The sequence below is a fragment of the Amycolatopsis alba DSM 44262 genome (assembly GCF_000384215.1).
Taxonomy (GTDB): Bacteria; Actinomycetota; Actinomycetes; order Mycobacteriales; family Pseudonocardiaceae; genus Amycolatopsis; species Amycolatopsis alba.
Map to the genome: position 1 here is coordinate 5,647,795 of NZ_KB913032.1, position 16,935 is coordinate 5,664,729.

11 protein-coding genes and 3 pseudogenes are annotated in these 16,935 nt (G+C 69.2%); 6 read left to right on the plus strand and 8 right to left on the minus strand.

Features of this window, described 5'->3' with window-relative positions; all coding sequences use genetic code 11:
* Positions 1-3 precede the first annotated feature (3 nt).
* A complete protein-coding gene (locus tag AMYAL_RS0126715; protein ID WP_020634335.1) occupies positions 4-609 on the minus strand; it encodes a bifunctional adenosylcobinamide kinase/adenosylcobinamide-phosphate guanylyltransferase in 606 nt (201 codons plus the stop codon).
* A 36-nt stretch (positions 610-645) separates the two neighbouring features.
* Here AMYAL_RS0126715 and AMYAL_RS0126720 point away from each other — a divergent pair, with 36 nt between their 5' ends.
* Entirely contained in the window at positions 646-1,578 is a 933-nt protein-coding gene (locus AMYAL_RS0126720; RefSeq protein WP_020634336.1) for a cobalamin biosynthesis protein, read from the plus strand.
* Complete coding sequence (locus AMYAL_RS0126725; protein ID WP_020634337.1) at positions 1,575-3,032, plus strand: cobyric acid synthase; 1,458 nt, start codon at positions 1,575-1,577, stop codon at positions 3,030-3,032. Before AMYAL_RS0126720 ends, AMYAL_RS0126725 begins: the two co-directional genes overlap by 4 nt.
* A 33-nt stretch (positions 3,033-3,065) precedes the next feature.
* Here AMYAL_RS0126725 and AMYAL_RS48570 read toward each other — a convergent pair.
* Positions 3,066-3,737: pseudogene (locus tag AMYAL_RS48570) on the minus strand (TetR/AcrR family transcriptional regulator); the annotation flags it as partial.
* Here AMYAL_RS48570 and AMYAL_RS0126735 point away from each other — a divergent pair.
* Entirely contained in the window at positions 3,688-4,497 is an 810-nt protein-coding gene (locus AMYAL_RS0126735) for an SDR family NAD(P)-dependent oxidoreductase (protein ID WP_020634339.1), read from the plus strand. The pseudogene AMYAL_RS48570 and the gene AMYAL_RS0126735 sit on opposite strands and share 50 nt — an antisense overlap.
* Here AMYAL_RS0126735 and AMYAL_RS0126740 read toward each other — a convergent pair.
* Together AMYAL_RS0126740 and AMYAL_RS0126745 are read right to left on the minus strand one after the other, a co-directional pair.
* The gene (locus AMYAL_RS0126740; RefSeq protein ID WP_026467480.1) at positions 4,478-5,260 is read right to left on the minus strand and encodes a CbtA family protein; all 783 of its coding nucleotides are present in this window, start codon (positions 5,258-5,260) and stop codon (positions 4,478-4,480) included. The two genes, AMYAL_RS0126735 and AMYAL_RS0126740, sit on opposite strands and share 20 nt — an antisense overlap.
* Positions 5,261-5,274: 14 nt before the next feature.
* The gene (locus AMYAL_RS0126745; RefSeq protein ID WP_020634341.1) at positions 5,275-5,481 is read right to left on the minus strand and encodes a CbtB domain-containing protein; all 207 of its coding nucleotides are present in this window, start codon (positions 5,479-5,481) and stop codon (positions 5,275-5,277) included.
* Positions 5,482-5,812: 331 nt separating this feature from the next.
* Between AMYAL_RS0126745 and AMYAL_RS46220 the strand changes: the two are divergent.
* The 3 genes and pseudogenes from AMYAL_RS46220 to AMYAL_RS0126760 form a co-directional block, all read left to right on the plus strand.
* Positions 5,813-6,223, plus strand: a pseudogene (locus AMYAL_RS46220) (ATP-binding cassette domain-containing protein); the annotation flags it as partial.
* Positions 6,222-6,761: pseudogene (locus AMYAL_RS46225) on the plus strand (LuxR C-terminal-related transcriptional regulator); the annotation flags it as partial. The pseudogenes AMYAL_RS46220 and AMYAL_RS46225, both read left to right, overlap by 2 nt.
* A gap of 56 nt (positions 6,762-6,817) precedes the next feature.
* Positions 6,818-7,711 carry an ROK family protein gene (locus AMYAL_RS0126760; protein WP_020634344.1) on the plus strand — a complete coding sequence of 298 codons (894 nt, stop codon included), beginning with the start codon at positions 6,818-6,820 and terminating at the stop codon, positions 7,709-7,711.
* Here AMYAL_RS0126760 and AMYAL_RS0126765 read toward each other — a convergent pair.
* The 4 genes from AMYAL_RS0126765 to gltB form a co-directional block, all read right to left on the minus strand.
* Positions 7,701-8,486 (minus strand): DeoR/GlpR family DNA-binding transcription regulator, encoded by a 786-nt coding sequence (locus AMYAL_RS0126765; protein WP_026467481.1) that lies wholly within the window; start codon positions 8,484-8,486, stop codon positions 7,701-7,703. The two genes, AMYAL_RS0126760 and AMYAL_RS0126765, sit on opposite strands and share 11 nt — an antisense overlap.
* Before the next feature lie 287 nt (positions 8,487-8,773).
* Entirely contained in the window at positions 8,774-10,186 is a 1,413-nt protein-coding gene (locus tag AMYAL_RS0126770) for a Dyp-type peroxidase (RefSeq protein WP_026467482.1), read from the minus strand.
* 307 nt (positions 10,187-10,493) lie between these two features.
* A complete protein-coding gene (locus tag AMYAL_RS0126780; protein ID WP_020634348.1) occupies positions 10,494-11,945 on the minus strand; it encodes a glutamate synthase subunit beta in 1,452 nt (483 codons plus the stop codon).
* Positions 11,946-12,010: 65 nt separating this feature from the next.
* A complete protein-coding gene (gene gltB / locus AMYAL_RS0126785) occupies positions 12,011-16,549 on the minus strand; it encodes a glutamate synthase large subunit (RefSeq protein ID WP_020634349.1) in 4,539 nt (1,512 codons plus the stop codon).
* Between the last annotated feature and the right edge of the window lie 386 nt (positions 16,550-16,935).

The window sequence follows — 16,935 nt, forward strand, 5'->3', positions numbered from 1 at the left end:
TCCTTAAGGCAGGTCCAGCATCCGTCCGGCGACGACCAGCACGGTCCGGTCGGATACGGCGGACACCCGGTTGTTCAACGCGCCCAGCACATCACGGAACACGCGCCCGGACACCGTCGCGGGCACCACACCGCTGCCGACCTCGTTGCTGACCGCGATCACCGGCACGTCGGCCTGCGCCCACGCCGCCAGGAAGTCCTCCAGCCGGTCGTCGAGCCGCCGTTCCCAGCCCTGGCGCTGCTCCCAGGCGCCGACCTCGTCGAGCACCCGGCTGATCCAGGTGCCGAGGCAGTCGATGAGCAGCGGATGTGTCGCCGTGCGCAGCACCGTGGCCAGGTCGGTGGTCTCGATCGTCTTCCAGTGGGACGGCCGTCGCGCGCGATGCGCGGCGACCCTGGCCGCCCATTCGGGATCGTCGGCGCTCGGCGGCAGTCCGGGCGCGATGTAGGTCAGGTGCGGGTGGCGGGACGCGAGGCCCTCGGCGTGGTGTGACTTCCCAGAGCGGACGCCGCCCAATATCAGCACCTTGCCGTCGTCGCGCGAGTAACGGCGAAGTGCCCTCGCGAGGGTCTCGAGAACCCCCGCGAGGCGATGCGTCAGCTTGGTCATACCCCGCATTCTCGTGCACGCGCTACCGTTCGCCACGTGCCACTCCGACAAGCCGCCACCGCAGCCGGACTCGTTACCGGTTACGTCGCCGACGCCGTCTTCGGAGATCCACGGCGCGGGCATCCCGTCGCCGGTTTCGGGCGCGCCGCGCAAGCCCTTGAGCAGCGGGTTTGGGCTGATTCGAAGGCGAGGGGAGCGGCGTACACCGCCGCCTGCGCCGGCACCGTCACCGGATTGGGTGTAGCGGCCCAGTTCTGGACCCGGAAGCGGCCTTTCGCGCGGTTCGCGCTCACCGCGGCGTCCACTTGGGTGGTTCTGGGCGGCCGGGGGCTCGCGGCCGAGGGCACGCGCATGGCCCGGCTGCTCGACGACGGTGACCTTCCCGCCGCGCGGCGGCGGCTGTCGCATCTGTGCGCCCGCGACGCCACCGATCTCGACACCGAGCAACTCGCGCGCGCCACCACCGAGTCGATCGCGGAGAACACTTCGGACGCCGTCGTCGCGCCGCTGCTGTGGGGAGCGGTCGCCGGGATCCCCGGTCTGCTGGGGTACCGGGCGCTCAACACGCTCGACGCGATGGTCGGCTACCGCTCGCCGAAGTACGCCAACTTCGGCTGGGCGTCGGCCAGGACGGACGACCTGGCGAATCTGGTTCCCTCCCGCGTCGGCGCGGCGCTGACCGTCGCTTCGGCGCCACTCGCGGGCGGCTTTGCCAAAGCCGCGTTCCGGGTCTGGCGCCGCGACGGGAAACATCATCCGAGTCCGAACGCGGGCCAGGTCGAGGCCGCTTTCGCGGGCGCGCTCGGGGTCCGGCTCGGCGGGACGAACAGCTACGGCGGCCGCACCGAACGCCGCGGTGTCCTCGGCGACGGCCGCGAACCGGAACCGGTGGACGTGCGCCGCGCTGTCCGGCTTTCGAGGGCTGTCGGCCTGGCCGCGCTCGCCGTCGCGGTCGCGGTCACCCGGTGAGCGGCCTGCTCGTCGCGGGGACGACGTCGGACGCGGGCAAGAGCCTGGTCACCGCCGCGTTGTGCCGCTGGCTCGCGCGCCGGGGCGTCCGGGTCGCGCCGTTCAAGTCGCAGAACATGTCGAACAACTCGATGGTGTGCGCGGACGGTGCCGAGATCGGCCGCGCGCAATGGCTGCAGGCGCGGGCGGCCGGGGTCGAACCCGAGGCCGCGATGAACCCGGTCCTGCTCAAACCCGGCAGCGACCGCCGCAGTCACGTCGTCGCGCTCGGGAAACCGTTCGGCACGCTGGAGGCGGGGGAGTACGCGACAGGCAGGGCAGGGCTCGCGGAGATCGCCTTCGACACATTCTCCACGCTGCGACGCCGCTTCGACGTCGTGCTGTGCGAAGGCGCGGGCAGTCCGGCCGAGATCAACCTGCGCGAAGGCGACTACGTCAACATGGGGCTGGCACGGCGCTTCGGCCTGCCCGTGGTCGTCGTCGGCGACATCGACCGCGGCGGCGTCATGGCCGCGATGTTCGGCACCCTCGCTCTCCTGTCTGCGGAGGACCAAGCGCTGGTTTCGGGCTGGCTGGTCAACAAGTTCCGCGGCGACGTCGGCCTGCTGCGGCCGGGACTGGAGACACTGGAGAAACTCACCGGCCGCGAGGTCTTCGGCGTGCTGCCCTGGCTCGACCAGGTGTGGATCGACTCGGAGGACGCGCTGGCCGCCGCGGGCTGGGGTGCTTCGGGCGGATCCCTGCGGATCGCCGTCGTGCGTTTTCCGCGTGCCTCCAACGCGACCGACGTCGACGCGCTCGCCGCCGAGCCCGGTGTCTCGGTCGCGCTGACGGCCGATCCGGACACGGTCCTGTCCGCCGACGTGGTGATCCTGCCGGGGTCCCGCGCCACTGTGGACGACCTGGCGTGGCTGCGTGCCCGCGGTCTGGCGGACGCCGTGCGGACGCGCGCCGAAGCGGGCCGTCCGGTACTGGGGATCTGCGGCGGCTATCAGATGCTGGCCGCCGAGATCGAGGACGACGTCGAATCCGGCGCCGGGACGGTCCCCGGTCTCGGCCTGCTGCCGACCCGTGTCTCGTTCAGCGCGGACAAGGTACTGGCCCGTCCCACGGGTGCGTGGCGAGGCCAGGCTGTCGAGGCGTACGAAATCCACCACGGCGCCGTGACGGCCACCGGCCCCGCCGAGTCCTTTTTGGACGGCTACCGGCAGGGTGCGGTGTGGGGCACGATGTGGCACGGCGCCTTCGAGAACGACGGTTTCCGCCGCGCCTGGCTGGGCGAGGTCGCGGACTGGTCACCGGTCGACGGTGCTCCTGGTTTCGGCGTGCTCCGGGAGAGCATGCTGGAACGGCTCGCCGACGCTGTCGAGCTCCACGTCGACACCGTGGGTCTCATGCACTTGATCGAGGGTGGCGCTCGGCCCGGCCTGCCCTTCGTCCCACCCGGTGCCTGAAGGCGGCCGTAGCGCGCGCAGCACCAGCCGGACCACCGACTCGCCGAACTCGGCGGTGAGCGGGCCGGTCCGCAGCAGCCAGCGGTAGTACACCGCCCCGTAGAACAGATCCACCCCCGTTTCGATGTCGGTGCCGTCGACCGTCCCCGCCGTCGCGGCCCGGCGGAACCGCGCACGGGTCGCCTCCAGCCAAGGCCGCATGAGCCGCTCGTCGAGCTCCGCCGACAGCTTCAGATCACCCTGGATCGCGGTCAGCAACGCGCGGTAATAGCCCTCGTATCCCTTGTCCGCCAACGGGTTCACCGTAGACCGGAGGACCGTGCGCAGATCGGCCTCGAGGTCGCCGGTGTCCGGGAAGGTCAGCTCACCGGCCCCCTGGACCATGGTCAGGTACGCGTCCAGCACCAGCGCGCCCTTGTCCGGCCACCACCGGTAGATCGTCTGCTTCCCGACCCCCGCCCGCGACGCGATGGCCTCCACCGCCAGCTTCGGGTAGCCCACCTCCCCGAGCAGTTCGGTCGTCGCGGTCAGGATCGCCTGTCGGGAGCGTTCGTTTCGCCGGGTCGGATCCGGGGACTTGACGTTTCCTGCCATGCCGGTATGGTAGCACAACGAGACGAGACGGTTCGTCTCGTTCGATCTGGAGGAGCAGGAAATGCGTACTTGGTTCATCACCGGCGTCAGCCGCGGGTTCGGTCGCCTCATCGCCGAGCACGCGCTCAAGGCGGGGGACAATGTCGTGGGCACGGCGCGCCGCCCCGAGTCACTGGATGATCTGGTGGCGGCGAGCGAAAGCAGATTGGTCGTACTGCCACTCGACGTCACGGACAGGACTTCGGTCTTCACGACGGTCGAGGAGGCCGCCGAAGTGTTCGGGCGGATCGACGTCGTCGTCAACAACGCGGGCTTCGGCCTGATGGGCGCGGTCGAAGAGATCGGCGAGGACGACGCGCGGGCCATCATGGAGACGAACTTCTTCGGCGCACTGTGGGTCACCCAAGCCGTGCTTCCGGTGCTGCGGAAACAGGGGGCGGGCCGGATCCTGCAGATGTCGAGCGTGAGCGGCCTGATGGCCGTGCCGACCATGGGCCTCTACAACGCGAGCAAGTTCGCGCTCGAAGGCTTCAGTGACGCGCTCGCGCAGGAGGTCGACGGCTTCGGGATCCACGTGACCCTGGTCGAGCCGCGGATCTACGCCACCGACTTCATGGGCGCCAGTCTCAAGATCTCACCGGCGAACCCCGCTTACGATCCGGTTCGCGCGGCCCTGATGGCCAAGTACGCCGACGGTGTCCCCGGAGACCCGGTGAAGGTCGCCGAGGCCGTCCTCGACCTGGTGGCCAGTGACGCGCCGCCCCGCCGCCTGTTGCTCGGCGACGGGGACTTCGACGTCATCATGGAACTGCACCGGGACCGCGTCGCGGAATGGCGCTCGTGGGAGCCGGTCAGCCGGGCTGCGGGCTAGCGACTTCCTTGCGCGCCAACGCCTTCTCGGCCAGAGCCCCGAAGGCCAGGCCGAGCGCGGTCCAGAGCACCACCTGCGTGCCGACCGACGCCAGCCGGAAGGTCCACAGTGTGGAACCGGGGAACCCGGCAGGGACCTCGTCGATCGACGGCAGCAGCGCCGCCGCCACCCCGATCAGCACGACGTACCCGCCCGCGGCGATCAGCCCGCCGCGCCACGCGCCGAGCTTGTCGGCCAGCTTCCGGCCGAACGCCGCCGCGAGGAGACCGATCAGCAGCGAGAGCGCGACGAAGCCGAAGTACAGCGAGGTCCGGCTCCCGATCGTGCCCGCCTGCCCGACGGCAGGGGGATTCGCCGGGTACTTCAGGAACGGCACCAGGAACACGACCACGAAGGCGCCACCGGCGAGGAGCGCCGCGGTCACCCGCGGCCGCAAGGTGCCGAGCCGTCCGTAGACGAACGCGAACGCGAGCGAGAACAGCCCGCCGACAGCGACGCCGTACAGGCCGACGCCGGTCAGCAGGCCGACGGTGCTCTGCACGCCACGCGTGACGAGCTCTTCCTCCGCGGCCTCGGCCTCGGCGGGAGCGTGTTCGTGCGCGTCCGGAGCCGCACCCGGAGCACTGTGCGAATGCGCGGCGGTGCCTTCGAGACCGATGGAGGTCTCGACCGAAGGCTCACCGAAGAAGTAGGCGAAAAGGGTCGCCAGGACACCGGCGACCAGGCCCGCGAGCATGCCGCGGACCAGCAAGGTCCTCATCATGGGGCGCGTGCCGCCTAGTGGCAGGGGAAGGCCAGCAGGTGCCGGCCGTCGTGGACGAACTCGTGGACGTACGAATTCGCGAACACCGACACCGCACCCTGCTCGGCGCTGACGAAGTACAGCGCGATCAGCGAAAGGAGGATGACGAGCACCGCCCAGGGCAGGATCTCTCGGACGGGGATCCGGACGGGAACGGGTACTGCGGCTACCGCTTCGGACATGGCGGTGGGACCTCCTCGGGCTAGCGCGGCCTCTTCAGGGGTGACACGACGGCTCCGGGTCTGGCTTCCCCGAACCGGCTGGTTCGAGGTCACAGTGGCGCGACCGCGCGGAATCTCACCGCGTTCCGGGTGCCCGTCGTCTGGCCGGTCGAGCGTAGGTCGCCACGAAGCGTCCGGTCAATGTGACGGAACCCGATCGGAGCAGGCTCGTTACGACGGAATCGGGACCCTCGCCGCCGGCAGGCATCCACCGATCGGTGGATGAAGGATCCACCGGGGCTTGGCCGCCCGGTCGATTCGGCGCACCCCCGCCGGGCGGCATGGTCAGCGTATGGCAATCATCGAGGTAGACGGCCTCGTCAAACGCTACGGCGACCACACCGCGGTGGACGGTGTCGGCTTCACCGTCGAGCGAGGCGAGATCTTCGGAATCCTGGGGCCCAACGGAGCGGGCAAGACCACGACCGTCGAGTGCGTCGAGGGACTGCGCGTCCCGGACGGCGGGAGCATCCGGGTCTGCGGGATCGATCCACGGCGCGAAACCGGTGAGCGCCGGCACCTGCTCGGCGCGCAGCTGCAGGAGAGCGAGCTGCCGGACAAGCTCGAAGTCGGCGAGGCGATGCGGCTGTACAGCTCCTTCTACCGCGAACCGGCGGACTGGCGGGAATTGCTCGGCACCCTCGGCCTGACCGACAAGATCGACACCCGGTTCCGGAGGCTGTCCGGCGGGCAGAAGCAGCGGTGAGGCGGGGGACGGCGAGGAGGCCATCACCGCCGGGGTGAGGCTGCGGCCCGACGTGATCCTCATGGATCTGCGGATGCCCCGCACCGACGGTGTCACGGCCATCAAGGAGCTGGCGAAACGCGGAGTGACTTCGAGGGTTCTCGTGCTCACCACGTACGACACCGACAGCGACATGCTTCCCGCCATCCAGGCCGGTGCCACCGGCTACCTGTTGAAGGACGCGCCGAGGGACGAACTGTTCCGCGCGGTGGAGGCGGCCGCACAGGGGCAGGCGATGCTTTCCCCCGCCGTCGCGACCCGGCTGATGGGGCAGATGCGGCAGCCTGCCTCGGGTCCGCTCTCTCAGCGTGAGCTGGAGGTCTTGGAGCTGATCGCCCAGGGCTCGACGAACCGCGAGGCGGCGAAGCGACTGTTCATCAGCGAAGCGACGGTGAAGACGCACCTGCTGCACGTGTACACGAAACTCGGGGTCAACGACCGGGCGGCGGCCGTGGCCACCGCGTTCTCCCAGGGGTACCTGACACCGCGCGGCTGACGGAACCCTGCCGCCCGCGGTAGGGCGCATGCCAAAATCCAGCTATGACTCCAGCGGTGGCGGCACTCGATGTCGGCGGAACGTCCATCAAGGCGGCCTTGTACGACGCGGACCTGAAGGACCTGGCCAGCCTGCGTGAGCCGACGGCGCGCGGAGCTGACGGCGAGGCGCTCGCCGACCAGGTCGCGCGGATCGTGGAAACACTGGGCAAGCAGGCGGGCACCGGGACACCCGACGCCGTCGGCGTGGTCATCCCCGGCATCGTCGACGACGTCGAGCGCGTGGCCCGGTTCTCCGCGAACCTCGACTTCCGGGACGTCCCGTTCGGCGAAATGCTCGACAGCAGGCTGGGGCTGCCGTTCGCGTTCGGGCACGACGTCCGCGCCGGCGGGCTCGCGGAGTTCCGCGTCGGCGCCGGCAAGGGCTGCACCGACGCCGCCTTCATCCCGGTCGGCACTGGCATCGCGGCCGCGCTCCAGCTCGACGGCAAGCTGTACGCCGCGGGCGGGCAAGGCGGCGAGATCGGGCATATCGACGTCGGTCACCGGCTGCCGTGCGGCTGCGGCGCGACAGGATGTCTCGAGGCGATCTCCTCCGCGTCGGCCATCGCCCGCCGCTACAGCGAGCACACCGGACGTCCGGCCGAAGGCGCCGAGCAGGTGGTCGACGCCGCCCGGCACGGCGACGAGGCCGCGATCTCCGTGGTCAACGACGCGCTCGAAGGCCTCGGCCACGGCATCAAGACCCTCGTCACCTTGCTCGCGCCGGAGGTCATCGTCCTCGGCGGCGGCCTGTTCACCGCGGGCGACTACGTCCTCGAGCCGGTGCGGGCCTGGCTGAGCGCGAACCTGCAGTTCCAGCGGATGCCGGAACTGCGGATCGCGCAGCTCGGCGACGAGGCGGGCAGGCTCGGCGCGGCCCTGCTCGCTCTGGACCGGCTCAAGCCTTGACCACCCGCACGCCTTCCTCCTCGAAGGCGTGCACCCGCTCGGGATCCGCGCGGCCGTCGGTGACGAGAACGTCGACATCGGCGGTCCCGCAGATCTTCGCGAAGGCGTGACCGCCGAGTTTCCCGCTGTCGGCGAGCACGACGACCTGACGGGCGCGGGCGGCCATCAGCCGGTTCGTGCTCGCGTCGCCCTCGTGGTGCGCCTGCGCGCCGTGCACCGGGTCGAACGCGTCCACCCCGAGGAACACCAGATCCAGCGAGATCTGGTCGAGGAACAGATGCGACAGCGGCCCGGACAGGTCGAACGACTGCTGTCGCGCGACCCCGCCGGTCACCACGATCTTGATGTTGGGCCGCACCGCGAGCTCGTGGGCGATGTTGAGCGCGTTCGTCACCACGGTGAGCAGCGGCCCGCCGCTCGGCTCGCCCATGTCCGGCCGGGTCGCGAGCGCGCGCCCCACTTCGGTGCTCGCGGTGCCGCCGTTGAGGCCGATCACCATGCCCGGATCGACCATTCTCGACGCGGCGGCGGAAATCCGTTGCTGCTCGGGCGCGTTGCGCGCCGCCTTGTGCCGCAACGGAAGGTCGTAGGCGACGTTGCTCGCGACGGCGCCGCCGCGCGTGCGGACCACGAGGTTGCGGCCCGCCAGATGATCGAGGTCCCGCCGGATCGTCGCGGGGGAGACACCGAGTTCGCCCGCCGAAACCTCGACGTCGACTTTTTCCCGCTCTCCCACCATGTCCAATAAAGCCGTCAGCCGTTCATGCCGGTTCATCCGAGCTCCCTCCCCGAAGCGCGATGTCGCTTACCGCACCGGACAAAGTACTACGCGTCGCGATGCGGGCGGAGGGAAGCAGCAGGTTTGGGACGCAGGAGGGAGCGGGCGCCGGCCACCCCCAGTGTGACCGGCGCCCTCCCGGTGGCCGGCACGCCCAGGGCCGGCCCGTTTCGCAGGTTATCTCCGACGGCTGGTGGCTGAATATCCGCTTCGCGCCGGTTCCGGTGACGTTTGGCGGATAGCCCGCCATTCGGTCACCGGAACCGGTCGCAGTGCGTGAAAGATCAGCCCCTGCCTGCCAGTCCGCGCAGGAAGGCGAGTGAGGGCATGAAGAAGTAGTCGCCGCCCTTCAGTGTCACCGCCTGCGGGAACGGATCCGCGGTCACCGTCCGCGTCCCCGCCCAGTCCTTGGTGTAGACGGATTCCGGACGCGGGCCCTGGCCGATGACCGGATCGAGGCCCGGCGGCTTCACCCCGACCGGGGGAATCGGGAACCCAGGGTTGTTCGCCCAGGTCTGCTGGGTGAACTCGAACTGGTTGCCCAGCGCCGCGTTGAACGCCATGAACAACAGGCCGACCCCGCCGCTGGGCCGGGCCGACGGCGGCAGGTCGGCGTTCGGGTCGTCGGCCCGTTCGCCGTAGGGCACGCCCCGCCGCGCCATCAGGTGCAGGCGTTCCTGCGGGAGTGGTTCCGCCCCGCCGCTGCCGCGTGGATTCGTCTTCCGGATGTGCGCCTGGAAGGGGCATTTGGCGCCGGAGACGTCACTTCCGTAGTCGAAGTTGTTCGGTACCGGGCTTTCCGCACCCTCTTGCCGCTGCGCGGTCAGCGGTGTGCCGTCCTCGAACCGGCCGACGACCATCGCCCCCGCGCGTTCCCGGTCTTCGCCGGTGAGCCCCAACTGATCCGCCAGCGCCTCCTCGGCCTGCTTGAATCGCCGCACATTCTGTTCGAGTTTGCGGAAAACGAGGTAACTGCCGAAATGCACGGTGGGATCCGGGGCCGCGGAATCCGCCACGAGCACCTGGTTCAAGGGCGCACTCGGATCCCAGACGCTGGTCCCGTCCGTTCCCGTCTTTTCCACGTGGATGTCCTCGACCAGGAAGAGCGACTGGCTCCGGCCGTCGACGTAACCGAAATGTTCGATCCCCTCGCCGCGCGAATTCACCCGGCCGAGTCCGGTTTCCTCGGCGACGACGGAAATCGTCGACGGAATCAGCGCGAGAACCGCGTTCCGGCGTGCGGTCATCGGCGCGTCGGCGGCGTCGGCGATGATGACGACGGCGTGGATCTCGTCGTGGTACCCGCTGTCGAAGGTGGAGCGGGGCGGATCGTTCAGCCTGTCGCGGGTGTCCTGGGTGCGCATGCCGCGACGGAAGGATTCATCTTGCGGTGCAACGACTTTCAGGAACCGGTAACCGGCAGAGGTCAGCCCGGCGCCGACGTAGGGAGACCCCTTCGCGCCCTCGGTCTTGAAGCGTTCGACCTCGGTCAGGTGGACCTTCGCCGACTTCATCAGCGGGACGAGCGACGTGAGGAACTTTTTCGCGCTCTTTTCCTCCGAAAAACGGAGGAAGAGTGCGGAGAAATGGTCGCGAGCGTGCGCTTTGAGAATGTTCGGCTGTAGTTCTTCGAGCATTTTCGCGGCGTCGCCGGTCGCCGTCTTCCATTCCAAGGGCGTGCTCAGATCAATGGGCATGAAAAGGAACCCCCTCCTTGGGAATCCCGTCCGGCGGCCCCGGCAGGTCTTGCCGGTCCCCACCGCCGCACGAGAGCTACTCCTTGATACAACCGATACCGAAAGCCCGTCGGCATCACCCTCAGGTATGCGCTTTCAGGCATTCTTTCACTCGAAAGGACTAACGAGCGATCACGTAAAGCAAGCAGAGGACTGAATACGTGAAGGGCCGGTACCGGGCCCGAGTCGGCAGCGGCAACAAGTACATGAAGGCCCCCTTCACCGCGTCTAGCGCAACGAAGGGGGCCTTCATGTACTGGAAAGAGCCCTAGGTGAGGGGCCGGTCGGTCGGGGCGATCGGTGCGGGCAGGACGTCCCGTCCGGTGAGGAACGCGTCCACCCCGGCCGCGGCGGAGCGGCCTTCGGCGATCGCCCACACGATGAGCGACTGGCCACGGCCCATGTCGCCTGCCACGAACACGTTGTCGACGCTGGTCTTGAACGCCTTGTCGCGGGCGACGTTGCCGCGCTGGTCCAGCTTGACGTCGAGCGCCTCCAGCAGGCCTTCCCGCTCCGGGCCGACGAAGCCCATCGCGAGCAGCACCAGCTGCGCGGGCAGCTCCTTCTCGGTGCCCTCGACCGGGACGAACTTGCCGCCCTCGTTGCGCACCTCGACCAGCTTCAGCGCCCGCACCCGGCCGTCGGCGTCGGCGGCGAACTCCTGGGTGTTGACCGAGTACAGCCGCTCGCCGCCCTCTTCGTGCGCGGACGAGACGCGGTAGATCATCGGGTACGTCGGCCACGGATGCGCGCCGGACCGCGAAAGCGGCGGTTTCGGCATGATCTCCAGCTGCGTCACCGACTTCGCGCCCTGACGGTGCGAGGTCCCGACGCAGTCCGCGCCGGTGTCGCCGCCGCCGATGACGACGACGTCAAGGCCCTCGGCACTGATCGGCGACACGCCCAGCTCACCGGCCGCGACGCGGTTGGCGGGCGGCAGGAACTCCATCGCCTGGTGGATGCCGTCGTGCTCCCGGCCGGGGATCGGCAGGTCACGCCACGCGGTCGCGCCACCGGCGAGGACCACGGCGTCGTAGGACGACTTCAGCTCCTCGACACCGACGTCGACGCCGACGTTCACCGAAGTCCGGAACTCCGTGCCCTCGGCCCGCATCTGGTCCAGACGACGGTCGAGCCGGTGCTTCTCCATCTTGAACTCGGGGATGCCGTAGCGCAGCAGCCCGCCGATCTTGTCGGCCCGCTCGAAGACCACGACACTGTGGCCCGCGCGCGTGAGCTGCTGCGCCGCGGCGAGTCCCGACGGGCCGGACCCGATCACGGCCACCTTCTTGCCGGTCTTCGCGACCGGCTCCTGCGGCGTGACCCAGCCTTCCTCGAAGGCCCGGTCGATGATCGAGATCTCGACCCGCTTGATGGTGACGGGATCGTCGTTGATCCCGAGCACACACGCCGTCTCGCACGGCGCCGGGCAGAGGGTCCCGGTGAACTCCGGGAAATTGTTGGTCGCGTGCAGCCGCTCGGCCGCGTCACGCCAATCGTCGCGCCAGGTCAGCGTGTTCCACTCGGGGATGAGATTCCCGAGCGGACAGCCCTGGTGACAGAACGGGATACCGCAGTCCATGCAGCGCCCGGCCTGCTTCTGCAGCTTCGACGTCGCGAAGTCCTCGTACACCTCACGCCAGTCCATCAGGCGCAGGTCGACGGGACGGCTCTTCGGCGTCTCGCGCGTGGTGGTCAGAAAGCCCTTGGGGTCAGCCATGTGCGGCCTCCGTGTCTTGCGGGATACCCGCACCCAGTCGGCACTCATAGCCGGCTTCGCGATTATCAGCCATGAGCTGCCTCCATGATCGCCTCGTTCACGTCACGCCCGTCGCGCTCGGCTTCCGCCTGAGCCGCGAGCACCCGCTTGTAGTCCTTCGGCATGACCTTGCCGAACCGGTCGACGGCGGCGTCCCAATCGGCGAGCAGCGCACGCGCGACCGCGGACTCCGTTTCGTCGTAATGCTTTTCGAGCGCCTCGCGCAGGAAGTCCACATCGGACGAATCCAGCGGGTCGATGTCGACCATCTCCGGGTTCGTCCGGTGCGCGGGCAGGTCCAGCACGTACGCGACGCCGCCCGACATCCCGGCCGCGAAGTTCCGGCCGACACTCCCGAGCACGACGACACGGCCACCGGTCATGTACTCGCAACCGTGGTCGCCCACGCCCTCGACGACGGCCAGCGCGCCCGAGTTCCGCACGCAGAACCGCTCGCCGACCTTGCCGCGGATGAAGATCTCGCCGCTGGTCGCGCCGTAGCCGATCACGTTGCCCGCGATGATGTGCTCTTCGGCGTTGTACCGCGCCACCTCGGGCGGCCGCACGACGAGCCGCCCGCCGGACAGGCCCTTGCCGACGTAGTCGTTGCCGTCACCGAAGAGCCGCAGGGTGATGCCCTTGGGCACGAAAGCGCCGAACGATTGACCGGCGGTCCCGGTGAAGGTGACGTCGATCGTGTTGTCCGGCAGGCCCTCGCCGCCCCACCGCTTGGTGAGCTCGTGGCCGAGCATCGTGCCGACGGTCCGGTTCACGTTGCGGACCGGCAGCTCCAGCCGCACCTTGTCCCCGGACGACAGCGCGCCCTCGGCGAGCTGGATCAGCGTGTTGTCGAGCGCCTTCTCCAGTCCGTGGTCCTGCACCGTCTGCTGGTGGCGCAGCCCGGCGGGCGCCGAGTCGGGCACGTGGAAGATCGGCGACAGGTCGAGACCGGCGGCCTTCCAGTGGTCGATCGCCTTGCGCTTGTCGAGCATCTCCGCGTGGCCGACGGCCTCGGCGATGGACCGGAAACCCAGCTCCGCCAGGTACTCCCGGACCTCCTGGGCGATGAACTCGAAGAAGTTCACCACGTATTCGGCCTTGCCGCTGAACTTCGCCCGCAGCTTGGGGTTCTGCGTCGCGACGCCGACCGGGCAGGTGTCGAGGTGACACACCCGCATCATGATGCAGCCCGACACCACCAGCGGCGCGGTCGCGAAACCGAACTCCTCGGCACCGAGAAGCGCGGCGATGACGACGTCGCGGCCGGTCTTGAGCTGGCCGTCGGTCTGCACGACGATCCGGTCGCGCAGGCGGTTGGCCAGCAGCGTCTGCTGCGTCTCGGCGAGCCCGAGTTCCCACGGGCCGCCGGCGTGCTTGATCGACGACAGCGGGGAAGCGCCCGTGCCGCCGTCGTGCCCGGAGATGAGCACGACATCCGCGTGCGCCTTGGAGACACCGGCGGCGACCGTGCCGACGCCGACCTCGGACACGAGCTTCACGTGGATGCGCGCGGCCGGGTTGGCGTTCTTGAGGTCGTGGATCAGCTGCGCGAGATCCTCGATCGAGTAGATGTCGTGGTGCGGCGGCGGGGAGATGAGCCCGACGCCCGGCGTGGAATGCCGCGTCTTCGCGATCCACGGGTACACCTTCGCACCGGGCAGTTGGCCGCCCTCGCCGGGCTTCGCGCCCTGCGCCATCTTGATCTGGATGTCGTCGGCGTTGACCAGGTACTCGCTCGTGACACCGAACCGGCCGCTCGCGACCTGCTTGACCGCGCTGCGGCGCTCGGGGTCGTAGAGCCGGTCCGGATCCTCGCCGCCCTCACCGGTGTTCGACTTGCCGCCGAGGCGGTTCATCGCGATGGCCAGCGTTTCGTGCATCTCCGACGAGATCGACCCGTAGGAGATGGCGCCGGTGGCGAACCGCTTGACGATCTCGGAGACCGGTTCGACCTCCTCGATCGGCACCGCGGGCCGCTTGCCGATCTTGAAGTCGAACAGCCCGCGCAGCGTGTACAGCTTCTGCGCCTGGTCGTCGACGGACTTCGTGTACTCCTTGAAGACCTCGTACTTCCCGGCGCGGGTGGAGTGCTGCAGCTTGAACACCGTCTGCGGGTTGAACAGATGCGGTTCGCCCTCGCGGCGCCACTGGTAGTCCGCGCCGGTCTCCAGCTCGCGGTGGTTCGCGCGGAACCCGTCGCGCGGGAAGGCCCGGCTGTGCCGCTGCGCGACCTCCAGCGCGAGCGTGTCGAAGCCGACGCCGCCGAGCCGGGAGGTGGTGCCGGTGAAGCAGTCCTGGACGACCTCGTCGCCGAGCCCGACCGCCTCGAAGATCTGCGCGCCGGTGTAGGAGGCCACTGTGGACACACCCATCTTCGACATCGTCTTGCGGACGCCCTTGCCCAGCGCCTTGATCAGGTTCGCGGTGGCCTGTTTGGCGGTGGCGCCGGGGATCAGGCCCTGGTCGGCCATCTCCTCGACGGTCGCCATCGCCAGATACGGGTTGACCGCCGCGACGCCGTAGCCGATCAGCAGCGCGATGTGGTGCACCTCGCGCGCGTCGCCTGCCTCGACGATGAGGCCGACCTGGGTGCGGGTCTTCTCCCGGACCAGGTGGTGGTGGACGGCGCCGGTGAGCAGCAGCGACGGGATACCCGCGTGGTCTTCGTCGATCCCGCGGTCGGAGAGCACGATCAGCCGCGCGCCCTCGGCGATGGCCGCGGACACCTCGGCGCGGATCTCGCCGAGCCGTCGCACCAGCGCCTCGCCGCCGCCGTGGACGTCGTAGGTGCCGTTCACGGTGACCGACTGGAACTCGGGCAGGTCACCGTCGTCGTTGACGTGCACCAGCTTCGCGAACTCGTCGTTGTCGAGAACCGGGAACGGCAGCACGATCCGGCGGCACGACTTCGCGTCGGAGACGAGCAGGTTCGGCTCCGCGCCGAGCTGGGTGCCGAGCGAAGTGACCAGTTCCTCGCGGATCGCGTCGAGCGGCGGGTTGGTCACCTGGGCGAAGAGCTGGATGAAGTAGTCGAACAGCAGCCGCGGGCGGCTGGACAGCGACGCGATGGGGGAGTCGTTGCCCATCGAGCCGATCGGCTCCGCGCCGGTGCGGGCCATCGGTTCGAGCAGGACGTCGAGTTCCTCTTCGGTGTAGCCGAAGGCCTGCTGACGGCGCACGAGCGCGCCGTGCGCCGGGATCTCGCGCTCCCGCGCGGGAAGCCCTTCGAGCGGCAGCAGGCCGTCCTCGACCCATTCGTCGTACGGGTGCTCGGTGGCGAGCTCGTTCTTGATCTCGTCGTCCTCGACGATCCGGCCTGCGGCCGTGTCCACGAGGAACATGCGGCCCGGCTCCAACCGTCCTTTGCGGACGATCGTGGACTGCTCCAGCTCCAGCACGCCGACCTCGCTGGCGAGGACGACGAGGCCGTCCTCGGTGACCCAGTACCGCGCAGGGCGCAGGCCGTTGCGGTCGAGCACCGCGCCGATCCGGGTGCCGTCGGTGAAGGAGACCAGCGCGGGCCCGTCCCACGGCTCCATCAGCGTCGAGTGGAACTCGTAGAACGCGCGGCGCGCGGGGTCCATCTCCTGATGGTTCTCCCAGGCCTCCGGGATCATCATCAGCACCGCGTGCGGCAGCGACCGGCCGCCGAGGTGGAGCAGTTCCAGGACCTCGTCGAAGGAGGCCGAGTCGCTCGCGCCGCGCGTGATGATCGGGTAGATCCGCTTGAGATCGCCGGGGATCAGGTCGGATTCGAGCAGCGCCTCGCGCGCGTCCATCCAGTTCCGGTTGCCGCGCAGGGTGTTGATCTCACCGTTGTGGGCGACGTACCGGTACGGGTGCGCCAGCGGCCACGACGGGAAGGTGTTGGTGGAGAAGCGGGAGTGCACCAGGCCGATGGCGCTGATGACCCGCTCGTCGGTGAGGTCGGCGAAGAACTTCTCGACCTGCGGCTCGGTGAGCATTCCTTTGTAGACGATGGTCCGCCAGGACAGGCTCGGGAAGTAGACGTCGTCCTCGGCCAGCTCGTGCTCGGCGCGTTTGCGCACCACGAAGGCGGCGCGTTCCAGCGCCAGGCCTTCCAGCGCGTCCTGTCCGGCCAGGAACAGCTGGCTGAAATGCGGCATGGTCTCGGCCGCGCCCGTCCCGACGTGTTCGGTGTGGACCGGGAGGTCGCGCCAGCCGAGCACGCGCATGCCCTCTTCGGCGGCGACCCGCTCGATGGTCGTCATCGCGCGGCCGCGCGGGATCTCCTCCCGCGGAAGGAAAGCCGTGCCGACGGCGTACGCGCCGGGTTCGGGCAGGTCGAAGCCGACGACTTCGCGATAGAACTCGTCGGGGACCTGGATGAGGATGCCGGCGCCGTCGCCGGTTTCCGGATCCGCGCCGCGGGCTCCGCGATGTTCCAGATTCCGCAGCGCGATCAGCGCTTTGGCGACGATGCCGTGATCGCGCTTTCCGGAGAGGTCGGCGACGAACGCGACACCGCAGGCGTCGTGCTCGAACTCCGGGTCATAAAGGCCTTCGGGGGCCTTGCTGCCCTTGTTGCTGGCATGGTGGGTCACGGCTGGCCGCCTCCCAAGGCGTCGGCGCGACCGGTAGCACTCCGTTCGGGTGGTTCGGACGTGAACCAGTTAACGAAGTGGTCCGGGACCGCGATGGTCAGTCGAGAGGGAACGATCCTGCCCGCGAAACGGGGGCAGGCCTCGTAGAGCCGCACTGCACTGGGCGGCCGATGCGCTTGTGTGTCTCATGTGTACTGCCGCGCGCCGGGTCCCGCCAGACCGTTGTGGTGGATGGCAGGCGGGGCGCACGTATTACTTCCGGGTTCGCCGGTCTTATGACGATAGTGTGAAATCGCTGTTATCGACATACGTCGGTTGGTCGGGGTGGGAAATGCCACGCGGGCGTTGACTTCAAACATCATCTGCCCACTGGCTGGAACGACATG

What these genes read in the sequence shown, in the direction of transcription:
- AMYAL_RS0126715 (WP_020634335.1), bottom strand. Translation starts at nt 609, where the DNA reads ATGACCAAGCTGACGCATCGCCTCGCGGGGGTTCTCGAGACCCTCGCG.
- AMYAL_RS0126735 (WP_020634339.1), top strand. Translation starts at nt 3,688, where the DNA reads ATGCGTACTTGGTTCATCACCGGCGTCAGCCGCGGGTTCGGTCGCCTC.
- AMYAL_RS0126740 (WP_026467480.1), bottom strand. Translation starts at nt 5,260, where the DNA reads ATGATGAGGACCTTGCTGGTCCGCGGCATGCTCGCGGGCCTGGTCGCC.
- AMYAL_RS0126745 (WP_020634341.1), bottom strand. Translation starts at nt 5,481, where the DNA reads ATGTCCGAAGCGGTAGCCGCAGTACCCGTTCCCGTCCGGATCCCCGTC.
- AMYAL_RS0126765 (WP_026467481.1), bottom strand. Translation starts at nt 8,486, where the DNA reads ATGAACCGGCATGAACGGCTGACGGCTTTATTGGACATGGTGGGAGAG.
- AMYAL_RS0126770 (WP_026467482.1), bottom strand. Translation starts at nt 10,186, where the DNA reads ATGCCCATTGATCTGAGCACGCCCTTGGAATGGAAGACGGCGACCGGC.
- AMYAL_RS0126780 (WP_020634348.1), bottom strand. Translation starts at nt 11,945, where the DNA reads ATGGCTGACCCCAAGGGCTTTCTGACCACCACGCGCGAGACGCCGAAG.